Origin of the sequence: Microbacterium sp. NPDC007973 (genome assembly GCF_042958465.1) — a bacterium.
GTDB lineage: Bacteria > Actinomycetota > Actinomycetes > Actinomycetales > Microbacteriaceae > Microbacterium > Microbacterium galbum.
Map to the genome: position 1 here is coordinate 224923 of NZ_JBIBJJ010000001.1, position 15212 is coordinate 240134.

The 15212-nt window shown below is 72.0% G+C and carries 12 protein-coding genes; 4 read left to right on the forward strand and 8 right to left on the reverse strand.

What is annotated here, in order from left to right; all coding sequences use genetic code 11:
- Positions 1-22: 22 nt before the first annotated feature.
- Both ACFZA2_RS01160 and ACFZA2_RS01165 read right to left on the reverse strand, forming a co-directional pair.
- Positions 23-1048, reverse strand: coding sequence for an aldo/keto reductase (locus ACFZA2_RS01160; protein WP_315993104.1), 1026 nt, complete (start codon positions 1046-1048; stop codon positions 23-25).
- 235 nt (positions 1049-1283) lie between these two features.
- Positions 1284-3581, reverse strand: coding sequence for a polyribonucleotide nucleotidyltransferase (locus ACFZA2_RS01165; protein WP_315993105.1), 2298 nt, complete (start codon positions 3579-3581; stop codon positions 1284-1286).
- A gap of 305 nt (positions 3582-3886) precedes the next feature.
- On the opposite strand from ACFZA2_RS01165, the gene ACFZA2_RS01170 reads away from it, so the two are divergent.
- Entirely contained in the window at positions 3887-5170 is a 1284-nt protein-coding gene (locus tag ACFZA2_RS01170; RefSeq protein ID WP_391399517.1) for a hypothetical protein, read from the forward strand.
- Between the two features lie 148 nt (positions 5171-5318).
- Here the strand turns inward: ACFZA2_RS01170 and ACFZA2_RS01175 are convergent, their stop codons facing one another.
- Complete coding sequence (locus tag ACFZA2_RS01175; protein WP_391399520.1) at positions 5319-7283, reverse strand: glycosyltransferase; 1965 nt, start codon at positions 7281-7283, stop codon at positions 5319-5321.
- Between the two features lie 133 nt (positions 7284-7416).
- Between ACFZA2_RS01175 and ACFZA2_RS01180 the strand changes: the two genes are divergently transcribed.
- The gene (locus tag ACFZA2_RS01180) at positions 7417-8028 is read left to right on the forward strand and encodes a DedA family protein (protein WP_391399522.1); all 612 of its coding nucleotides are present in this window, start codon (positions 7417-7419) and stop codon (positions 8026-8028) included.
- Positions 8029-8137: 109 nt separating this feature from the next.
- Here the strand turns inward: ACFZA2_RS01180 and ACFZA2_RS01185 are convergent, their stop codons facing one another.
- Positions 8138-8899 carry a fructosamine kinase family protein gene (locus tag ACFZA2_RS01185; RefSeq protein ID WP_391399524.1) on the reverse strand — a complete coding sequence of 254 codons (762 nt, stop codon included), beginning with the start codon at positions 8897-8899 and terminating at the stop codon, positions 8138-8140.
- Between the two features lie 46 nt (positions 8900-8945).
- Here ACFZA2_RS01185 and ACFZA2_RS01190 point away from each other — a divergent pair, with 46 nt between their 5' ends.
- Entirely contained in the window at positions 8946-9728 is a 783-nt protein-coding gene (locus tag ACFZA2_RS01190; protein ID WP_391399527.1) for a DNA/RNA non-specific endonuclease, read from the forward strand.
- A gap of 82 nt (positions 9729-9810) precedes the next feature.
- On the opposite strand, the gene ACFZA2_RS01195 is transcribed toward ACFZA2_RS01190, so the two are convergent.
- From ACFZA2_RS01195 to ACFZA2_RS01205, 3 genes are all read right to left on the reverse strand, one after another.
- Positions 9811-10413 (reverse strand): class I SAM-dependent methyltransferase, encoded by a 603-nt coding sequence (locus ACFZA2_RS01195; protein WP_391399530.1) that lies wholly within the window; start codon positions 10411-10413, stop codon positions 9811-9813.
- Between the two features lie 275 nt (positions 10414-10688).
- Positions 10689-11333 carry an FMN reductase gene (locus tag ACFZA2_RS01200; RefSeq protein ID WP_363578943.1) on the reverse strand — a complete coding sequence of 215 codons (645 nt, stop codon included), beginning with the start codon at positions 11331-11333 and terminating at the stop codon, positions 10689-10691.
- A gap of 1 nt (position 11334) precedes the next feature.
- Positions 11335-12540 (reverse strand): LLM class flavin-dependent oxidoreductase, encoded by a 1206-nt coding sequence (locus tag ACFZA2_RS01205; protein ID WP_391401475.1) that lies wholly within the window; start codon positions 12538-12540, stop codon positions 11335-11337.
- A 165-nt stretch (positions 12541-12705) separates the two neighbouring features.
- Between ACFZA2_RS01205 and ACFZA2_RS01210 the strand changes: the two genes are divergently transcribed.
- A complete protein-coding gene (locus tag ACFZA2_RS01210) occupies positions 12706-13776 on the forward strand; it encodes an acyltransferase family protein (RefSeq protein ID WP_391399533.1) in 1071 nt (356 codons plus the stop codon).
- A 101-nt stretch (positions 13777-13877) separates the two neighbouring features.
- Here the strand turns inward: ACFZA2_RS01210 and efeB are convergent, their stop codons facing one another.
- The gene (gene efeB / locus ACFZA2_RS01215; protein ID WP_391401478.1) at positions 13878-15212 is read right to left on the reverse strand and encodes an iron uptake transporter deferrochelatase/peroxidase subunit; all 1335 of its coding nucleotides are present in this window, start codon (positions 15210-15212) and stop codon (positions 13878-13880) included.

A 15212-nucleotide genomic window follows, 5' to 3' on the forward strand; every position in this document is an offset into this window, starting at 1 on the left:
CACGCCCCGGTGGGGGCGGCCCTCACTCGGCGGCGCGCGCGATGTCCGACAGCTGAGAGCGGCTCAGCCGCACGCCCACGGCGCGCATGCATTCCACCACGTGGCGCGGAGCGAAGGCGTTGACGATGGGCGCGGTGATGATCTTCTGCGCGAGCAGCCATGCCACCGCCACCGCCGCATCCGGGATGCCGAGTTCGTTGCCGACGGTGTCGAGCGCGCGAAGGACCCGCGAGCCGCGCCGGTTCAGGTGGGCCGCGACCTGGGAGCCGCGCACCGACTGCGTCGACTGCCCGCGCGTGCGCGTCTCGCCCGCGAGGAAACCGTGGGCGAGAGGATGCGACGGGGTCACCGCCATGTTCTGGGCGGACGCGATCAGACGCACATCGCCGTCGAATTCCGAGCGCCGCAGCACGTTGTACGGCACGTCGAGCACCGTGATGCGGGGATACCCCGCCGACGACAGGATGCGCGCCTCAACGAGCTGGGCGGCGGTGTATCCGTGGGCGCCGATCGCGCGCACTTTGCCGGAGTCGACGAGCCACTCGCTCGTGGCGAGGGTGTCCTCCAGCATCGCCGTGTCGCCGCGGGCGGCGTCGAGCGAGAGGACGTCGATGCGATCGGTGCCCAGGCGCGTGAGCGACGCCTCGACCGCCCGCACGAGGTTCACGGAGTCGAGACCGGGGTTGTCGGGATGACCGCCCACCCGCACGGTCAGGACGGTGTCATCGCGAAGGCGGCGCGACCGCATCCACGCGCCGATGATGTACTCGCTGCGGCCGGCCGCGTAGCTGTCGGCCGTGTGCACGGCGTTGCCACCGAGCTCGACGTAGGCGTCGAGGATCTCGTGGCTGGCGCCGGCGTCGACGTTCCAGCCGAACTCCCCGCCGCCGAGGAAGAGCGGGAAGACGTCGAAGCCGGTCTCGCCGAGGGGGACGCGCACGTGGGAGCCGAGGCCCGGCCCCTGCAGGGTGATGGGGGCGGACGGGTGCGGAGCGCGATCCCGACGCAGGCGCGGCGAGGCCGTCTCGTCGACGCCCGAGCCGCTCATGGTGGGATCCCCTCTCGCGCCGGGAACCGGTGCGGATATGCCGCACGCCCTCGCCCCCCGACGTTCTTCGAGCGTATGCGTTCGCCCTGACGAGGCTGCGGTTTCACCCGGCCCGGCGATAAACATTGCGTAACGCTTGCGCGCGGCGCTGTCACATGAGCCCCGCTGACCACGTGCGTCACACGACGGATGCCCGCCCCGCATCGAGCGGGACGGGCATCCGGTGATCGCGCGATCAGCCTTCGGCGGGAGCCTCGGGGCCCTCGCTCGCGGCGGCCGAGCTCTGCGTGTCGGCGGGCTCGGGCGTGGTGGCCTCCTCGTCGAGCACGGGCTCGAGCGAGAGCTTGCCACGGTCGTCGATCTTCGTGATGCGCACGAGTATCTTGCGACCGACCGAGAGCACGTCCTCGACGTTCTCGACGCGCTTGCCACCGGCGAGCTTGCGCACCTCGCTGACGTGCAGCAGGCCGTCCTTGCCGGGGAGCAGCGAGACGAACGCACCGAAGGTCGCGATCTTCACGACCGTTCCGAGGAACTGCTCGCCCACCTCGGGGTTGGTCGGGTTGGCGATCGCGTTCACCTGGGCGCGGGCGGCCTCGGCCGAGGGGCCGTCGGTCGCGCCGATGTAGACGGTGCCGTCCTCCTCGATGGAGATCTGCGCGCCGGTCTCGTCCTGGATGGCGTTGATCGTCTTGCCCTTGGGGCCGATGAGCTCACCGATCTTGTCGACCGGGATCTGCACGCTGATGACGCGGGGCGCGGTGGGCGCCATCTCGTCGGGAGCGTCGATCGCGGCGTTCAGGACGTTGAGGATCGTGAGGCGAGCCTCCTTAGCCTGGGTGAGGGCGGCGGCCAGCACCGACGACGGGATGCCGTCGAGCTTGGTGTCGAGCTGGATCGCGGTGATGAACTCGGAGGTACCGGCGACCTTGAAGTCCATGTCGCCGAGGGCGTCCTCGGCGCCGAGGATGTCGGTCAGCGCGGCGTAGCGCGTCTGCCCGTCGACCTCGTCGGTCACCAGACCCATGGCGATACCGGCGACGGGAGCGCGAAGGGGCACACCCGCGTTCAGCAGCGACAGGGTCGAGGCGCAGACAGAGCCCATCGACGTCGAACCGTTCGAGCCGAGGGCCTCGGACACCTGACGGATCGCGTAGGGGAACTCCTCGCGGCTGGGCAGCACCGGCACGAGCGCGCGCTCGGCCAGGAAGCCGTGGCCGATCTCGCGACGCTTCGGCGACCCCACGCGACCGGTCTCACCGGTCGAGTACGGCGGGAAGTTGTAGTGGTGCAGGTAGCGCTTGCTCGTGATGGGCGAGAGCGAGTCGATCTGCTGCTCCATCTTGAGCATGTTCAGCGTGGTGACGCCCAGGATCTGGGTCTCGCCGCGCTGGAAGATCGCCGAGCCGTGGACGCGCGGGATGACCTGCACCTCGGCGTCGAGCGGGCGGATGTCGGCCAGGCCACGGCCGTCCATACGGACGCCCTCGGCGAGGATGCGACCGCGGACGATCGTCTTGGTGACCGACTTGTACGCGGCGTTGAACTCCAGCGTCGCGACGGCGGGCAGCTCGCCCGACTCGACGGCGGCGAGCAGCTGCTCCTTGACCGAGGTCTTGACCTCGTCGTCGGCGTTCTGACGCTCCTGCTTGTCGGCGATCTGGTACACCGGCACCAGACGGTCGTAGGCGCGACCGGCGACGAAGTCGTAGGTCTCCTGGCTGTAGGCCGGGAAGACGGGGAACGACTGGATCTCCTTCGACGCGGTGCGAGCGACCTCGTTCTGCGCGTCGACGAGCTGGCGCAGGAACGGCTTCGCGGCCTCGAGACCCTCGGCGACGACCTGCTCGTTGGGCTTGGTCGCACCGCCCTTGATCATGTTCCAGCTGCCCTCGGTGGCCTCGGCCTCCACCATCATGATGGCGACGTCGCCGTCGTCGAGCACGCGGCCCGCGACGATGAGGTCGAACACGGCGTCCTCGAGCTGGGTGACGGTGGGGAAGGCGACCCACTGGTCGGCGTGCTCGCCCTGGCCGGGGATGAGCGCCAGGCGCACACCCGCGATGGGGCCCGAGAACGGCAGACCCGAGATCTGGGTCGACATGGATGCCGCGTTGATGGCGAGGGCGTCGTAGAACTCGCCGGGTGCGATCGACAGCACGGTGACGACGATCTGGACCTCGTTGCGCAGGCCGTCGACGAACGACGGGCGCAGCGGGCGGTCGATGAGGCGGCACACGAGGATGGCCTCGGTCGAGGGGCGACCCTCGCGACGGAAGAACGAGCCGGGGATCTTGCCCGCGGCGTACGAACGCTCTTCGACGTCGACGGTCAGCGGGAAGAAGTCGAAGCCCTCACGGGGGTGCTTGCCGGCGCTGGTGGCCGACAGGAGCATCGTCTCCTCGTCGAGGTAGGCGGCGACGGCGCCCTGGGCCTGCTGGGCGAGGCGTCCGGTCTCGAAACGGATGGTACGGGTGCCGAAGCGGCCGTTGTCGAGAACGGCCTCGGCGGCGGTGATTTCTGGACCTTCCAAGAGGTCCCTCCTTCTTTGTTTAGGCTCGCCGCCCCGTGTGGGCGACGAGCTGACATGCGAAGGAGCAGGAACAGGCAGAAAGGGCGCGCCGACGAATCGACCCGGAAGTCCCGGCGACTGGCCACCAGTAGACGACCACCCGGCGTTCCGACGGGGAGTCCACCACAGGGGACCAGCGTCTGCCGGCCTGCTCCGTGAGCTCATATGTAGTTGAGCGGATGCCAAGACGGCATTCGGGCTTCACCCTACCAGCGACGACCGCTCCGGGGTGGTCGCGCCACGCCTTCGTGCTCTAGCGTGACCTCATGGGTCTCACGCGTCTCACCAGTCACACGGTCGCCGCGTGCCTGGTCGTCGGCGCGACCTTCCTGCCGATTTCCGCCTCCGCCTCGGTCGCGTCGACCGCGACGAGCACGCGTCCCGCCGCTGTCGACGAGTCGGCCGTGGCGGCGCTGAAGGACCAGCTGGATGCCGCGGAGGCGGCGGCAGCGTCCGCCTCCCGCCGCGCGCTGGACGCGTCCGCCGCCGCCGAGCGCACGCGCCGGCTCGCGGACACGACGTCCGCGCGCGCTCAGACCCTGACCGAGCAGAGCACAGCGGCCGATGCCGCCCTGTCGCAGGCGAGCAGCCGCGCGGGGGCCAGCGCCGCCCGCCTGTATCGGACGGTCGGCGCCGGGCCCCTGGTCGCTCAGCTGCTCACCGAGGCGGATCCCGATTCGCTGCTGCAACGGCTCGGTCTCCTCGACCACGTCACCTCCGTCAGCGCGCGCACCGCGGGCGACGCCCGATCGGCCGCCGACGTCGCGACGTCACTCCGCGCGCAGGCCGAGGCGGCGCGCACCGAAGCGGCTCGGCTCGCGGCCGAAGCGGAGACCACCGCGGCCGCGGCCCGCGGGGAAGCGGATGCCGAAGCGGCCGGTGTCGCGGCGGCGCAGTCGCGACTGGACGAGCTGTACGCGCAACTCGCCGCCCTGAAGGAGACCACCGCAGCCCAGGAGCGCGCAGCCCGTGAACGCGAGAAGGCCGCACGCGACGCCGCCGAGGCCGGCGGCGCGACCGGTGGCGGCTCCGGATCGAGCGGATCCGGCGGCTCGGGAACGGGCGGCTCCGGCGGCAGCGGGTCCGGCAATCCCGGCGGTTCCGGTGGCGGGTCGGGAGGAGCCGGCGGCGGGGCCGGGAGCTCCGGCGGGGGCGGTTCCGGCGGCAGCGGCGGAGGCGGCTCGAACGGCGGAGGGTCGGGCGGCTCCGGCGGCGGCTCGACGGCACCCGCGGGCCCGATCATGAGCCCGGGCGAGGCCCGCGACCATGCGCGCGGCGCGATCCGTTCCTACGGGTGGGGCGACGATCAGTTCTCCTGCCTCGTCTCGCTGTGGAATCGCGAGTCGGGCTGGCGCGCCGACGCCCTCAATCCGTGGAGCGGCGCGTACGGCATCCCCCAGGCGCTCCCGGGCGAGAAGATGGCATCCGCCGGTCTGGACTGGCGCACGAACGCGGCGACGCAGATCTCGTGGGGACTGTCGTACATCAGCGCGCGCTACGGCTCTCCCTGCGGAGCATGGGCGCACTCGGAGCAGACCGGCTGGTACTGAGCGCCGGCTCGGCGCCGGGCGCCGATCACGGCCCCTTCGACGAGCTCAGGGTCCTCCCCGTGCGAGGTGGCTGAGCCTATCGAAGCCACCGGACCCTCGGCCGGCACCAGGGTCCTCTCCGGGCAGTCGCCCCGGGCATCGGCGTGCGTCACGACGCGGGGGTGCGCTCCCGATCGCCGCGGGTGGGGAGCTCGACGTATCCCTCGTGCTTCGCGTGGATGCCGTCACCCGCGGTGCGACCGCGGACTCGGCGCCACACCCAGGGCAGCGCGTCACGGGTCAGCCATCCGCCGCGCGGGGCATCGTCGTCGGCGTGGAGCGCCTCATCGAGGCCCAGCAGGGCTCGTGCGTCGGGAACGCCGAGCGCCTCCGCCGCGCGGTAGGCGACGAGCCGGTGCCCTGACGAGCGCAGGTGCACCAGATCGTCGGCCCACAGCGGCAACTCCCCGATCTCGGCGGCGGCCTCCAGGTCGAGCAGGATCGCCCCCTGTTCCGCGGCGATGCGGCGCAGATGCACGTTGTAGGCCGCGAAGCGGCGGGCGAAGATGCGAGCCGCCGGCCGTCGAGGGAGGAACGTCGTGACGAGCAGGACGTCGGCGCCCGTGCGACGTACCGCGCGCACCGCCGACTCGACCTCCGCCACGAGGGCGGGAATCACCGGGGCCGGCCCGACGAGGTCGTTGGCACCGATGAGGATCGACACGAGGTCGGGCTGCAGGGCCAGGGCCGCGGGGATCTGCTCGTCGATCAGGTGCCGCACGCGGCGGCTGCGCACGGCGAGGTTCGCGTAACGGAAAGGCCCCTCGTCGCTCGTGTGCGCGAGGAGCTCCGCGAGGCGGTCCGCCCACCCGCGGAACTGGCCCGAGGGCATGCGCGACGCGTCGCACAGCCCCTCGGTCAACGAGTCGCCGAGGGCGACGAAGCGGGTCCAGCGACCCCGTGTGCGCGTGGCCTCGACGGCAGCCGGGCGCGGCCCGCCGCGCAGGAGGAGGTTGTCGTCGATGCGGCGGAGGGCGATGGCATCCGCGTAGTGTCCGACGAGGTCGCCCGTCAGGGCCGCCCACGTGCGCCCCTGCACGGCGCCGCGCGCGGCGCGGGCGAAGGCGCGGCGCTTCGCCTCGTCGCCGACGAGATCGGCGACGCGCGCGCGCAGGTCGTCGAGGTCGCCGGGCTTGTAGAGCCAGCCGTCGACGCTCGAGCGCACAAGATCCAGCGGACCGCCGACTCCCGTCGCGACCACCGGGACGCCGCTGGCCAGGGCCTCCTGGATGGTCTGCCCGAAGGTCTCGCTCTCGCCCGGGTGCACGAAGACGTCGAACCCGGCCATGACCGACGACAGGGCCGTTCCGGACAGGTGGCCCGTGAAGACGGCATCCGGCAGGGCTTTCTCTAGCGCGGGGCGCGAGGGACCGTCGCCGACGATCACCACGCGGGTGTCCGGCAGGCCGGCGAGGACGCGGAGGTCGTCGACCTGCTTCTCGGGCGCGAGGCGACCGACGTACCCGATGATGCGCTCGCCGTGCGGCGCCACCTCGGCGCGCCACGCGTCGTCGCGGTGCTCGGGGGCGAAGCGCACGGCATCCACTCCCCGACTCCAGCGGCGGATGCGATCCACGCCGAGCTCCTCGAGCTGACGCGTCGACGCCGACGAGGGAGCGAGGGTGAGCGTGGCCCGACGGTGCAGGCGGGCGACGTGAGCGGCGACGAGGGCCGTGGCGTGCGGCAAGCCGTACTTCTGCGAGTAGGCGACGACGTCGGTCTGGTAGACGGCGACGGAGGGGATCTTCAGGGCGTCCGCCGCGGCGAGCCCCTGCCACCCGAGGACGAACGGGGATGCCAGGTGCACGACATCGGGGTCGAAGTCGCGCAGCAGGGCGCCCAGGCGTGCCGCTCGGGCGAACACCACCCGCACCTCGGGGTAGGACGGCAGCGGCACCGAGCGCAGAAGCTCGGTGCGGGCGCCGTGCAGGTCGGCGGTGACGTCTCCCGACCGGGGGGCGATGACCAGCGTCTCGTGCCCCGCGTCGGCCAGGTGGCGCAGGACGTGGAGGACGGAACCGGTGACCCCGTTCATGTGCGGGAGGAAGGATTCGGCCAGCAGCGCGACTCTCACGACACCAGGGTGCGACCTCGGCGGCCCTCTCGGGGCGCGTGATGGGTCGACGTTCGCGATGTTCACCGGATGCTCCGCGGGGCGTCACCGCCGCGTGGGCGGGGCGTCTCGATCGGCGGCGGAGAGTGACGGGATGGACGGGATCGACGCGTGGCTGCAGGCGATCGCGGCGAGCCCGTGGGCCCTGCCGGCGATGGCGGTGCTGGTGTTCGCGGACGCGTTCCTCGTCGTCGTTCCGGGCGAGGCGGCGGTCACCGCCTTCGGCGCTCTCGCCGTCGCGCACGGCACCCCGCCGCTGGGCGGTGTCATCCTCGTCGCGGGGGCCGCCGCGTTCGCCGGCGACCTGTGCTGCTACCTCGTGGGGCGCGCGGTGGGGGTCGAACGGTGGGCGTGGATGCGCGGGCCTCGCGTGTCGGCCGCGTTGGAGTGGGCACGCCGGCGCCTCGACCGCAACGCCGCACTCGTGCTGTTCACGGCGCGGTTCGTCCCGTTCGCGCGTCTCGCGGTGAACCTCGCCGCCGGGGCTGCGCGCGTGAATCCGGCGCGGTACCTGGGCGTCGCCGCTCTGGCGGCTCTGGCCTGGGCGGCGTATCAGGCGGTCATCGGCGCGGTGGTGGCCGCCGTCGTGCCCGGCGGTCCGGTGGTGGCGGTGGTGGTGTCGATCCTCGTCGCGGTGGGGATCGGCGTGGGCGTCGACCTCGTCCTCGCCCGCCGGGCGAAGCGGCGGACGGCCGCGCGGGGCTGACGCGGGGCCGCGACGGCGCCCTCGCGCGGACCCGCCGATGCCGCGCGCCTCGGGCTTCTCCGCCCGATCCTTCCGAGAGTCCCGAGATTCCAGATGCCGAGACCGGCGCTCAGACCAGCGCGAGCGTCGCCTCCGCCGCCTCGACCAGCGCTCGACCGTACGACGGACCGTGACCCGCGGCGTGCACCGCAAGCGGGTGCAGCTGATGGACCGGCACGCGGTCGCGCCATCCCCTGCGAAGCGGATGCGCGCGGTCGTAGGCGGCGACGATGCGGTCGAGGAACGGAGCGCCGAAGAGGGCGAGCATCGCGAGGTCGGTTTCGCGGTGGCCGCCGTGCGCCGCGGGATCGATGAGCACTACGCCACCGGCGGCCCACAGCACGTTCCCGGCCCAGAGGTCGCCGTGCAGGCGCGCGGGCGTCTCCTCGTCGTCGAAGGCCCCCTCCGCGACGAGGGCGCACGCGCGCCGGACCACCTCGGCTCCGGATGACGACAGAGACCCCGCGGCGAGCGCGACCGGCAGGAAGGGCTCGACGCGCTGCGCGGCGTAGAACGCGCCCCACGTCGCCGTCGGGCGGGCGGGTTGGAAGCGGCGTCCGATGAAGATGTCGCCCTCCCACCCGGGCGGCGGCGAGCCGAAGGCCGGGGCGCCGGCGTCGTGGGTCCCGGCGAGCGCGGCACCGAAGGCGTCCGCGGCCTCGGCCGTCGCGCCCGTCTCGGTGATGCGCTCGAGACGGATGCGATCGTCGGCGACCTCGGCGACACGCGCGATGCGCGCTCCCCGCGCCTCCGCGAGCCAGCGGAGTCCGGCCGCCTCCGCGGCGAAGAAGCCCACGGGCGCGTCGGAACGGGTCTTCACGTGCTGTTCCATCGCCTCAGTCTGTCGCGATGTCGGAAGGCCCGGGCACCATGGGCGTATGAGCGACGGCTACGACCCGGACTTCCTCGGCATCCCCCTGCCCCTCCCCTCCCCCGCGCGGGCGACCACGCGGCTCGACTACCCGCGCTTCTCCGTGCTGCTCGACGAGGGGCGACGGTTCGCGGCCGTCACCGCCGTGGTGATCGACGGCGCGACGCTGCGCGACCTCCCCCGCACTGGCGAATGGCGTCTCGACCCGCGCGTCGATGCCGATGCGCAAGCGGGGCCCGAGATCTACAGCCGCAACGACCTCGACCGCGGGCACCTCGTGCGACGCCGGGACCCGGGCTGGGGCACGACCGACCAGGCGCAGGATGCCACCGAGGCCACGTTCTTCTATACGAACGCCGCACCGCAGGCGGCCGGCTTCAATCAGTCGAAGGAGCTCTGGCTCGGCCTCGAGGACCATGTGCTCGCGTACGCGGAGACGACCGATCAGCGCATGGCGGTGTTCACCGCACCTGTGCTCGCCGACGACGATCCGCCGTACCGCGGCATCCGGGTGCCGCTTCGCTTCTGGAAGATCGCGGCGTGGCGCGAGGGCGACGCCCTGGCGGCCGCCGGTTTCGTGCTCGATCAGACCGACCTGGTCGACACGCGGCAGGGACTGGTGGTGCCCCCGCTGGGGGCGTTCCGCACGTTCCAGGTGCCGATCGCCGAGATCGCGGCCGAGACCGGGATAGACGTGGGGCCGCTCGTCGCGGCGGATACCCTCGTCCGCCGCGGACTCCGCCCGGTCGCCGCGCGCGAGCTCCGCGGCGCGGACGACATCGTGTTCTGAGGCACCCGCTTCCCGGGCGGGTCGTTCCGTGCGCCGCTGCGGTCGCGGATCGCCGTGCGCTCACCGCCGCGGGCCGCGCGCGTCAGCGCACGCGCACCGCGTGCAGGAGCGAGTCGACCGCCGCCGCGGGGTTACCCTCGCGGAGTTCCGCATCGGCGCTCGTTCGCACGATCCGTTCGCACCGCGCGATGCGGAACCGGTCGTCGAGCGCGCCGCGCAGCATCTCCGGGGTGTAGAGGATCGCGGGGTCGGAGGGCCCGTGGCCTCCCGCGGCGATGTTCTCGACGTCGTGACCGACGACGACGAGCGTGCCGCCGGGCGTCACCCATTGCGCGATTTTCGTGATCGCCGCCGCGCTGTCGGGAAGGTGGAGGTAGCACGACACGACGAGATCCACGGGGGCGTCGGGCTCCCATTCGTGCACGTCGGCCTGGACCCACTCGACGGCGTCACCACCGGGCCGAGCCGCGGCGAGCGCGAGTCCCGCGCTCGAGAAGTCGAGACCGGTGCACGCCCAGCCCCGCTCCGCGAGCCACAGCGCGGTGCGTCCGTCGCCGGTGGCCACGTCGATCGCGGTTCCCGACGGCAGCGGTGTCACGATCTCCCGCACGACCGCGGGCGGTTGGGTGGCCCACACTCCCCCGGCCGAGGCGCGGTATCGCTCGTCCCACTGCGCGGCATCCATCCCGACTCCTTCTGCTCGCCCCCACCCTAGGCGGAGCGTCGCTCCGTCGCCCGCGCACGAGCTCTCCGTGGTGCGTACACCTTCCGCTCGGAGGCCCCGGAAACGACGGAGGTCACGCGCATCACCGAGTTCGCGCCCCCGCACCCTCGAACCGGCCCGTGCACACCCTCCCCGACGCGCATACCCGCACCCCGAAACCCGCGGAGATCACGCCCATCACGCCCCACGCACGACGACGCCCCGCCACCCACGAGGCGACGGGGCATCGAGACGGGTCACTCCCCCGACAAGCCGCCGAGGAGGTGACCGAACGAGCGGCCCTCGCCGAGGTACGAGGAGGGGTCGAACGGGTCGGCGTCGCGCACGGGCTCGCGGGCTGCGATCGCGTCGGCGAACTCGCGGGCGCCGCGGTCGACGCGCGAGCCCAGCGGGGCGACCTCGTCGGCGTTCGAGCCCCAGTCACTGGATGCCGCGAACACCCCGGTCGGTACGGGATTCGCGTGCAGGTAGGTGAACAGCGGACGGATCGCGTAGTCGATGGCGAGCGAATGACGGGCGGTGCCGGCGTTGGCGCCGATCAGCACCGGAGTGCCGGAGAGGGCCTGTGGGTCGAGCACGTCGATGAACGACTTGAACAGACCCGAGTAGCTCGTCGAGAAGATCGGCGTGACCGCGATCAGGCCGTCGGCCGAGACGACCGTGTTGATCATCTGCTCAAGCGCCGGCGGGGCGAAGCCCGTCAGCAGGTTGTCGGTGAGGTCGTGCGCGTAGTCGCGCAGTTCGAAGACGTCGGCCGTGGCCTCGATCCCCCGCTCACGCAGTTCGGCGAGCGCCGCGTGGGCGAGGCGGTCACCGAGCATCCGCGTCGACGAGGGCGTCGACAGTCCCGCGGTCACGACCGCGATGCGACGGGCGGCCATCTCAGGCACCCACCTTCGTCGCCGCGGCGCCGAACGCGCTGCCCGAGCGCGGCGCGGCATCCTGGTAGGGGCTTCCCGAGACCATGTTGTCGCCGCGGTTCGCACCGGGGACGGCCTGGCGCGGGGCGGCACCGGCGTAGATCTTCTCGACGAGGTTGGCGTGCGTGGGCGCGTCGGGCACCTCTGCCGGGCGGTTCTTCTGCAGCTCCTTGCGCAGCACCGGCACGACCTCACCGCCCAGGATGTCGAGCTGCTCGAGCACCGTCTTGGTGGGCAGCCCTGCGTGGTCGATGAGGAAGAGCTGACGCTGGTAGTCGCCGAAGGTCTCGCGCATCGCGGCGTAGCGGTCGATGATCTGCTGCGGCGATCCGACGGTCAGCGGGGTCATCTCGCTGAAGTCCTCGAGGCTCGGGCCGTGGCCGTAGACGGGGGCGTTGTCGAAGTAGGGGCGGAACTCCCGCACGGCGTCCTGCGAGTTGGCGCGCATGAAGACCTGACCGCCGAGACCGACGATCGCCTGCTGGGGCGTGCCGTGGCCGTAGTGGGCGAAGCGCTCGCGGTAGAGCGTGATGAGGCGCTGGTAGTGCTCCTTGGGCCAGAAGATGTTGTTCGCGAAGAAGCCGTTGCCGTAGTACGCGGCCTGCTCGGCGATCTCGGGCGTGCGGATCGAGCCGTGCCAGACGAACGGGGGCACGCCGTCGAGGGGACGCGGGGTCGAGGTGAAGCCCTGCAGGGGCGTGCGGAACTTCCCTTCCCAATCGACGACGTCCTCGCGCCACAGCTTGTGCAGCAGGTCGTAGTTCTCGATCGTCAACGGCAGGCCCTGACGGATGTCCTTCCCGAACCAGGGGTACACCGGACCGGTGTTGCCGCGGCCGAGCATGAGGTCGGCGCGGCCGCCCGACACGTGCTGCAGCATCGCGAAGTCCTCGGCGATCTTCACCGGGTCGTTCGTGGTGATCAGCGTCGTCGACGTCGTGAGGATGAGGCGCTCGGTCTGCGCGGCGATGTACGCCAGCGTCGTCGTGGGCGACGACGACCAGAACGGCGGGTTGTGGTGCTCGCCGAGGGCGAAGACGTCGAGGCCCACCTCTTCGGTGTGCCGGGCGATCGTGAGGGTGTCCTTGATGCGCTGAGCTTCGCTCGGGGTCGTGCCCGTGGTCGGGTCCTGGGTGATGTCGCTCACCGTCATGACACCGAACTGCATGCCCGGCCAGTTGTTCGTCTCACCCATGATGCGCCTCCTGTTTTGTATGCATCTGAATATACATGGTGGAACGCACCACGCCGGGGTTTATTCCGCCGTACCCCATCGGCATCCGGGATCCACCCCCGTGGCCCCCTCTCGCCGACGCGATTATCGTCGCCGGGGATGACGGATGCCTTGACCTCGCCCCCCAAGACACGCACGGCGTTCTGGGACAACGCCCGGTTCGCCGCGATCGTCCTGGTCGTGTTCGGCCACGCGATCCAGCGCTTGACCTACGACTCGGATGCCGCGGAGGCGCTCTACCTGCTCGTGTACGCGTTCCACATGCCGCTGTTCGCGCTGATTGCGGGGTACTTCTCGTCGTCGGCCGAGCCGACGCGGCGCCGGATGGCGCGCCTGTTCACCGACCTCATCGCGCCCTACCTCATCTTCGAGACCCTGTGGACGATCACGCATTTCCTCGTCACGGGGAGGACGAACCTCGACCCCGCGCAACCGTCGTGGACGCTGTGGTTCCTGCTCGCCCTCGCACTGTTCCGGCTCGTGCTGCCGTATCTCGCCCTGCTGCGCGCGCCCGTGGTGTGGGCCCTGGCGATCTCGATCGTGGCCGGCTACCTGCCGAGCATCGACTCGACGTTCTCGCTCTCGCGCTTCCTCGGCCTGCTGCCCTTCTTCACCCTCGGATGGTGGCTGCGCGAGCACGACGTCGTCGCGCGCGCGGGGCTGCTCGCCGCGCGGCCCGTGTGGCTCCGGGCGGCCGCCGCGACCGTTCTGGTCACAGCCGCGGCGCTCGCCTTCGTCTTCGTCGACACCTGGCGCGACGTGCGGCTGGGAACCTGGTTCTTCTTCGTCGACGCCTATGCCGACCTCGACGCGCCGCAGTGGTGGGCGGGCGGTGTGCGGCTCGCGATCATCGCGCTCGCGCTCGCGCTGATGGCCGCGTTCCTGGTGCTGATCCCCCGCCGCGAAACCCGCTGGACGCACCTCGGTCGGTACACGATGTACGTCTACCTGCTGCACACGTTCGTGCTCTACCCGTTCCGCCAGTCGGGAGTGCTGCGGGGCCTCGAGCCGATGGGGCTGTGGATCCCGGTGGTGGCGCTCGCGAGCGTGGCGATCGCCGTCGCCCTGTCGAGTCGTCCGGTGCGGCGCCTCACTCGCCCGCTGGTGGAGCCCCGGATGCCGTGGCTCTTCCGCGACCGCGAGCTCGGCGCGGGTCGCGGGTCGCGGTAGAGACGTCTACGCGGCACCGGTGGCTTCGACAGGCTCAGCCGCCTCGCACCCAGGTCCCTGAGCCCGTCGACGGGACCGGGACGCCGCGACGACCCCACCCCTCAGGCGCCGAGCAGCCCCGCCCCGATCGACGCGCCCGACGCCGGAGCCGGGGGCACCGCCCACAGCCCCGAGCCGACGTGGCGGAGGTACTCGCCCATGGCATCCGTCGACAGCGCCTTCTGCAGCGTGATGAAGCGATCCGGGCTCTTCTGGAACGACAGGAAGAACAGCCCGGCATTCAGCCGACCGAGGTCGGTCGTGCCGTCGACGAAGTTGTAGCCGCGGCGCAGGATGCGGATACCGCCGTTGTTGTCGGGGTGCGCGAGGCTCACGTGGCTGCGCCGATCGATGCGGGGCTTGCCCATGGCATCCGTCGCCCCGAAGTCGGGCGCGGTGAACTCGTCGCCGCCCGACAGCGGCGCCCCCGCGCCCTTGTCGCGACCGACGACGCGGTCCTGCTCGGCGAGGCGGGTGCGATCCCACGTCTCGATGAGCATCGCGATGCGCCGCGCGACGAGGTACGACCCTCCCGCGAGCCACGCCGGACCCTCGGATGCCGAGACCCACACGTTCTCCTCGAGCGCGGCCGTGTCGTCGGCGAGGATGTTGGCCGTTCCGTCCTTGAACCCGAAGAGGTTGCGCGGCGTCGTCTGCGCGGCGGTGGTCTTGGAGGTGCGGCCGAAACCGAGCTGCGACCAGCGGATCGTCGCGCGCCCGAAGGCGATCCGGCTGAGGTTGCGGATCGCGTGGACGGCCACCTGCGGATCGTCGGCGCAGGCCTGGATGCACAGGTCGCCGTCGGAGCGCAGCGGATCGAGGTCGTCGCCCAGGAACGCCGGCAGCCGTTCGAGGCCCGGCGGGCGCTGCCCCTCGAGCCCGAAACGGGCGTCGAAGAGCGACGGCCCGAAGCCGAACGTGATCGTGAGGTTGCTCGCCGGAAGACCCACGGCCTCCCCCGTGTCGTCCGGCGGAGCCTCGGGCGAACCGCCCAGGGCACCCGTCGCGCTGACGTCGAGGCCCTGCATCATGCGGTTCGCGGCGTAGGTCCAGTCCGACAGCAGTTCCGCGAGGTCGTCGCGGGTCGTCCGCGCCATCATGTCGTACGCGGCGAAATGCAGGTGCTCCTGCACCGGGGTCGTGATGCCGGGCTGATGGATGCCGGATGCCGGGGCCACGGCATCCATCACCCGTCGCGCCTGATCCTGGCCGTAGGCCGCTCCCCCGACGAGACCCGCGCCCGCGCCGACGACGAGGCTGGTCGCACTCGCGCCGATCGCGAGGCCGATCAGGTCGCGGCGGGAGACGCCCGCCGACGCGTCGGGGCCGGACGGCGACGCGGCTGCCGCCGAACCCGAGGGTCCGGCGGCAGCAGAGGTCTGTTCGTCGTGGCTCAC

Coding starts and splice junctions, on each gene's coding strand:
- ACFZA2_RS01160 (WP_315993104.1), bottom strand. CDS start 1,048: ATGAGCGGCTCGGGCGTCGACGAGACGGCCTCGCCGCGCCTGCGTCGG.
- ACFZA2_RS01205 (WP_391401475.1), bottom strand. CDS start 12,540: ATGCAGTTCGGTGTCATGACGGTGAGCGACATCACCCAGGACCCGACC.
- ACFZA2_RS01195 (WP_391399530.1), bottom strand. CDS start 10,413: ATGGATGCCGCGCAGTGGGACGAGCGATACCGCGCCTCGGCCGGGGGA.
- ACFZA2_RS01180 (WP_391399522.1), top strand. CDS start 7,417: ATGGACGGGATCGACGCGTGGCTGCAGGCGATCGCGGCGAGCCCGTGG.
- ACFZA2_RS01185 (WP_391399524.1), bottom strand. CDS start 8,899: ATGGAACAGCACGTGAAGACCCGTTCCGACGCGCCCGTGGGCTTCTTC.
- ACFZA2_RS01190 (WP_391399527.1), top strand. CDS start 8,946: ATGAGCGACGGCTACGACCCGGACTTCCTCGGCATCCCCCTGCCCCTC.
- ACFZA2_RS01210 (WP_391399533.1), top strand. CDS start 12,706: ATGACGGATGCCTTGACCTCGCCCCCCAAGACACGCACGGCGTTCTGG.
- ACFZA2_RS01170 (WP_391399517.1), top strand. CDS start 3,887: ATGGGTCTCACGCGTCTCACCAGTCACACGGTCGCCGCGTGCCTGGTC.
- ACFZA2_RS01200 (WP_363578943.1), bottom strand. CDS start 11,333: ATGGCCGCCCGTCGCATCGCGGTCGTGACCGCGGGACTGTCGACGCCC.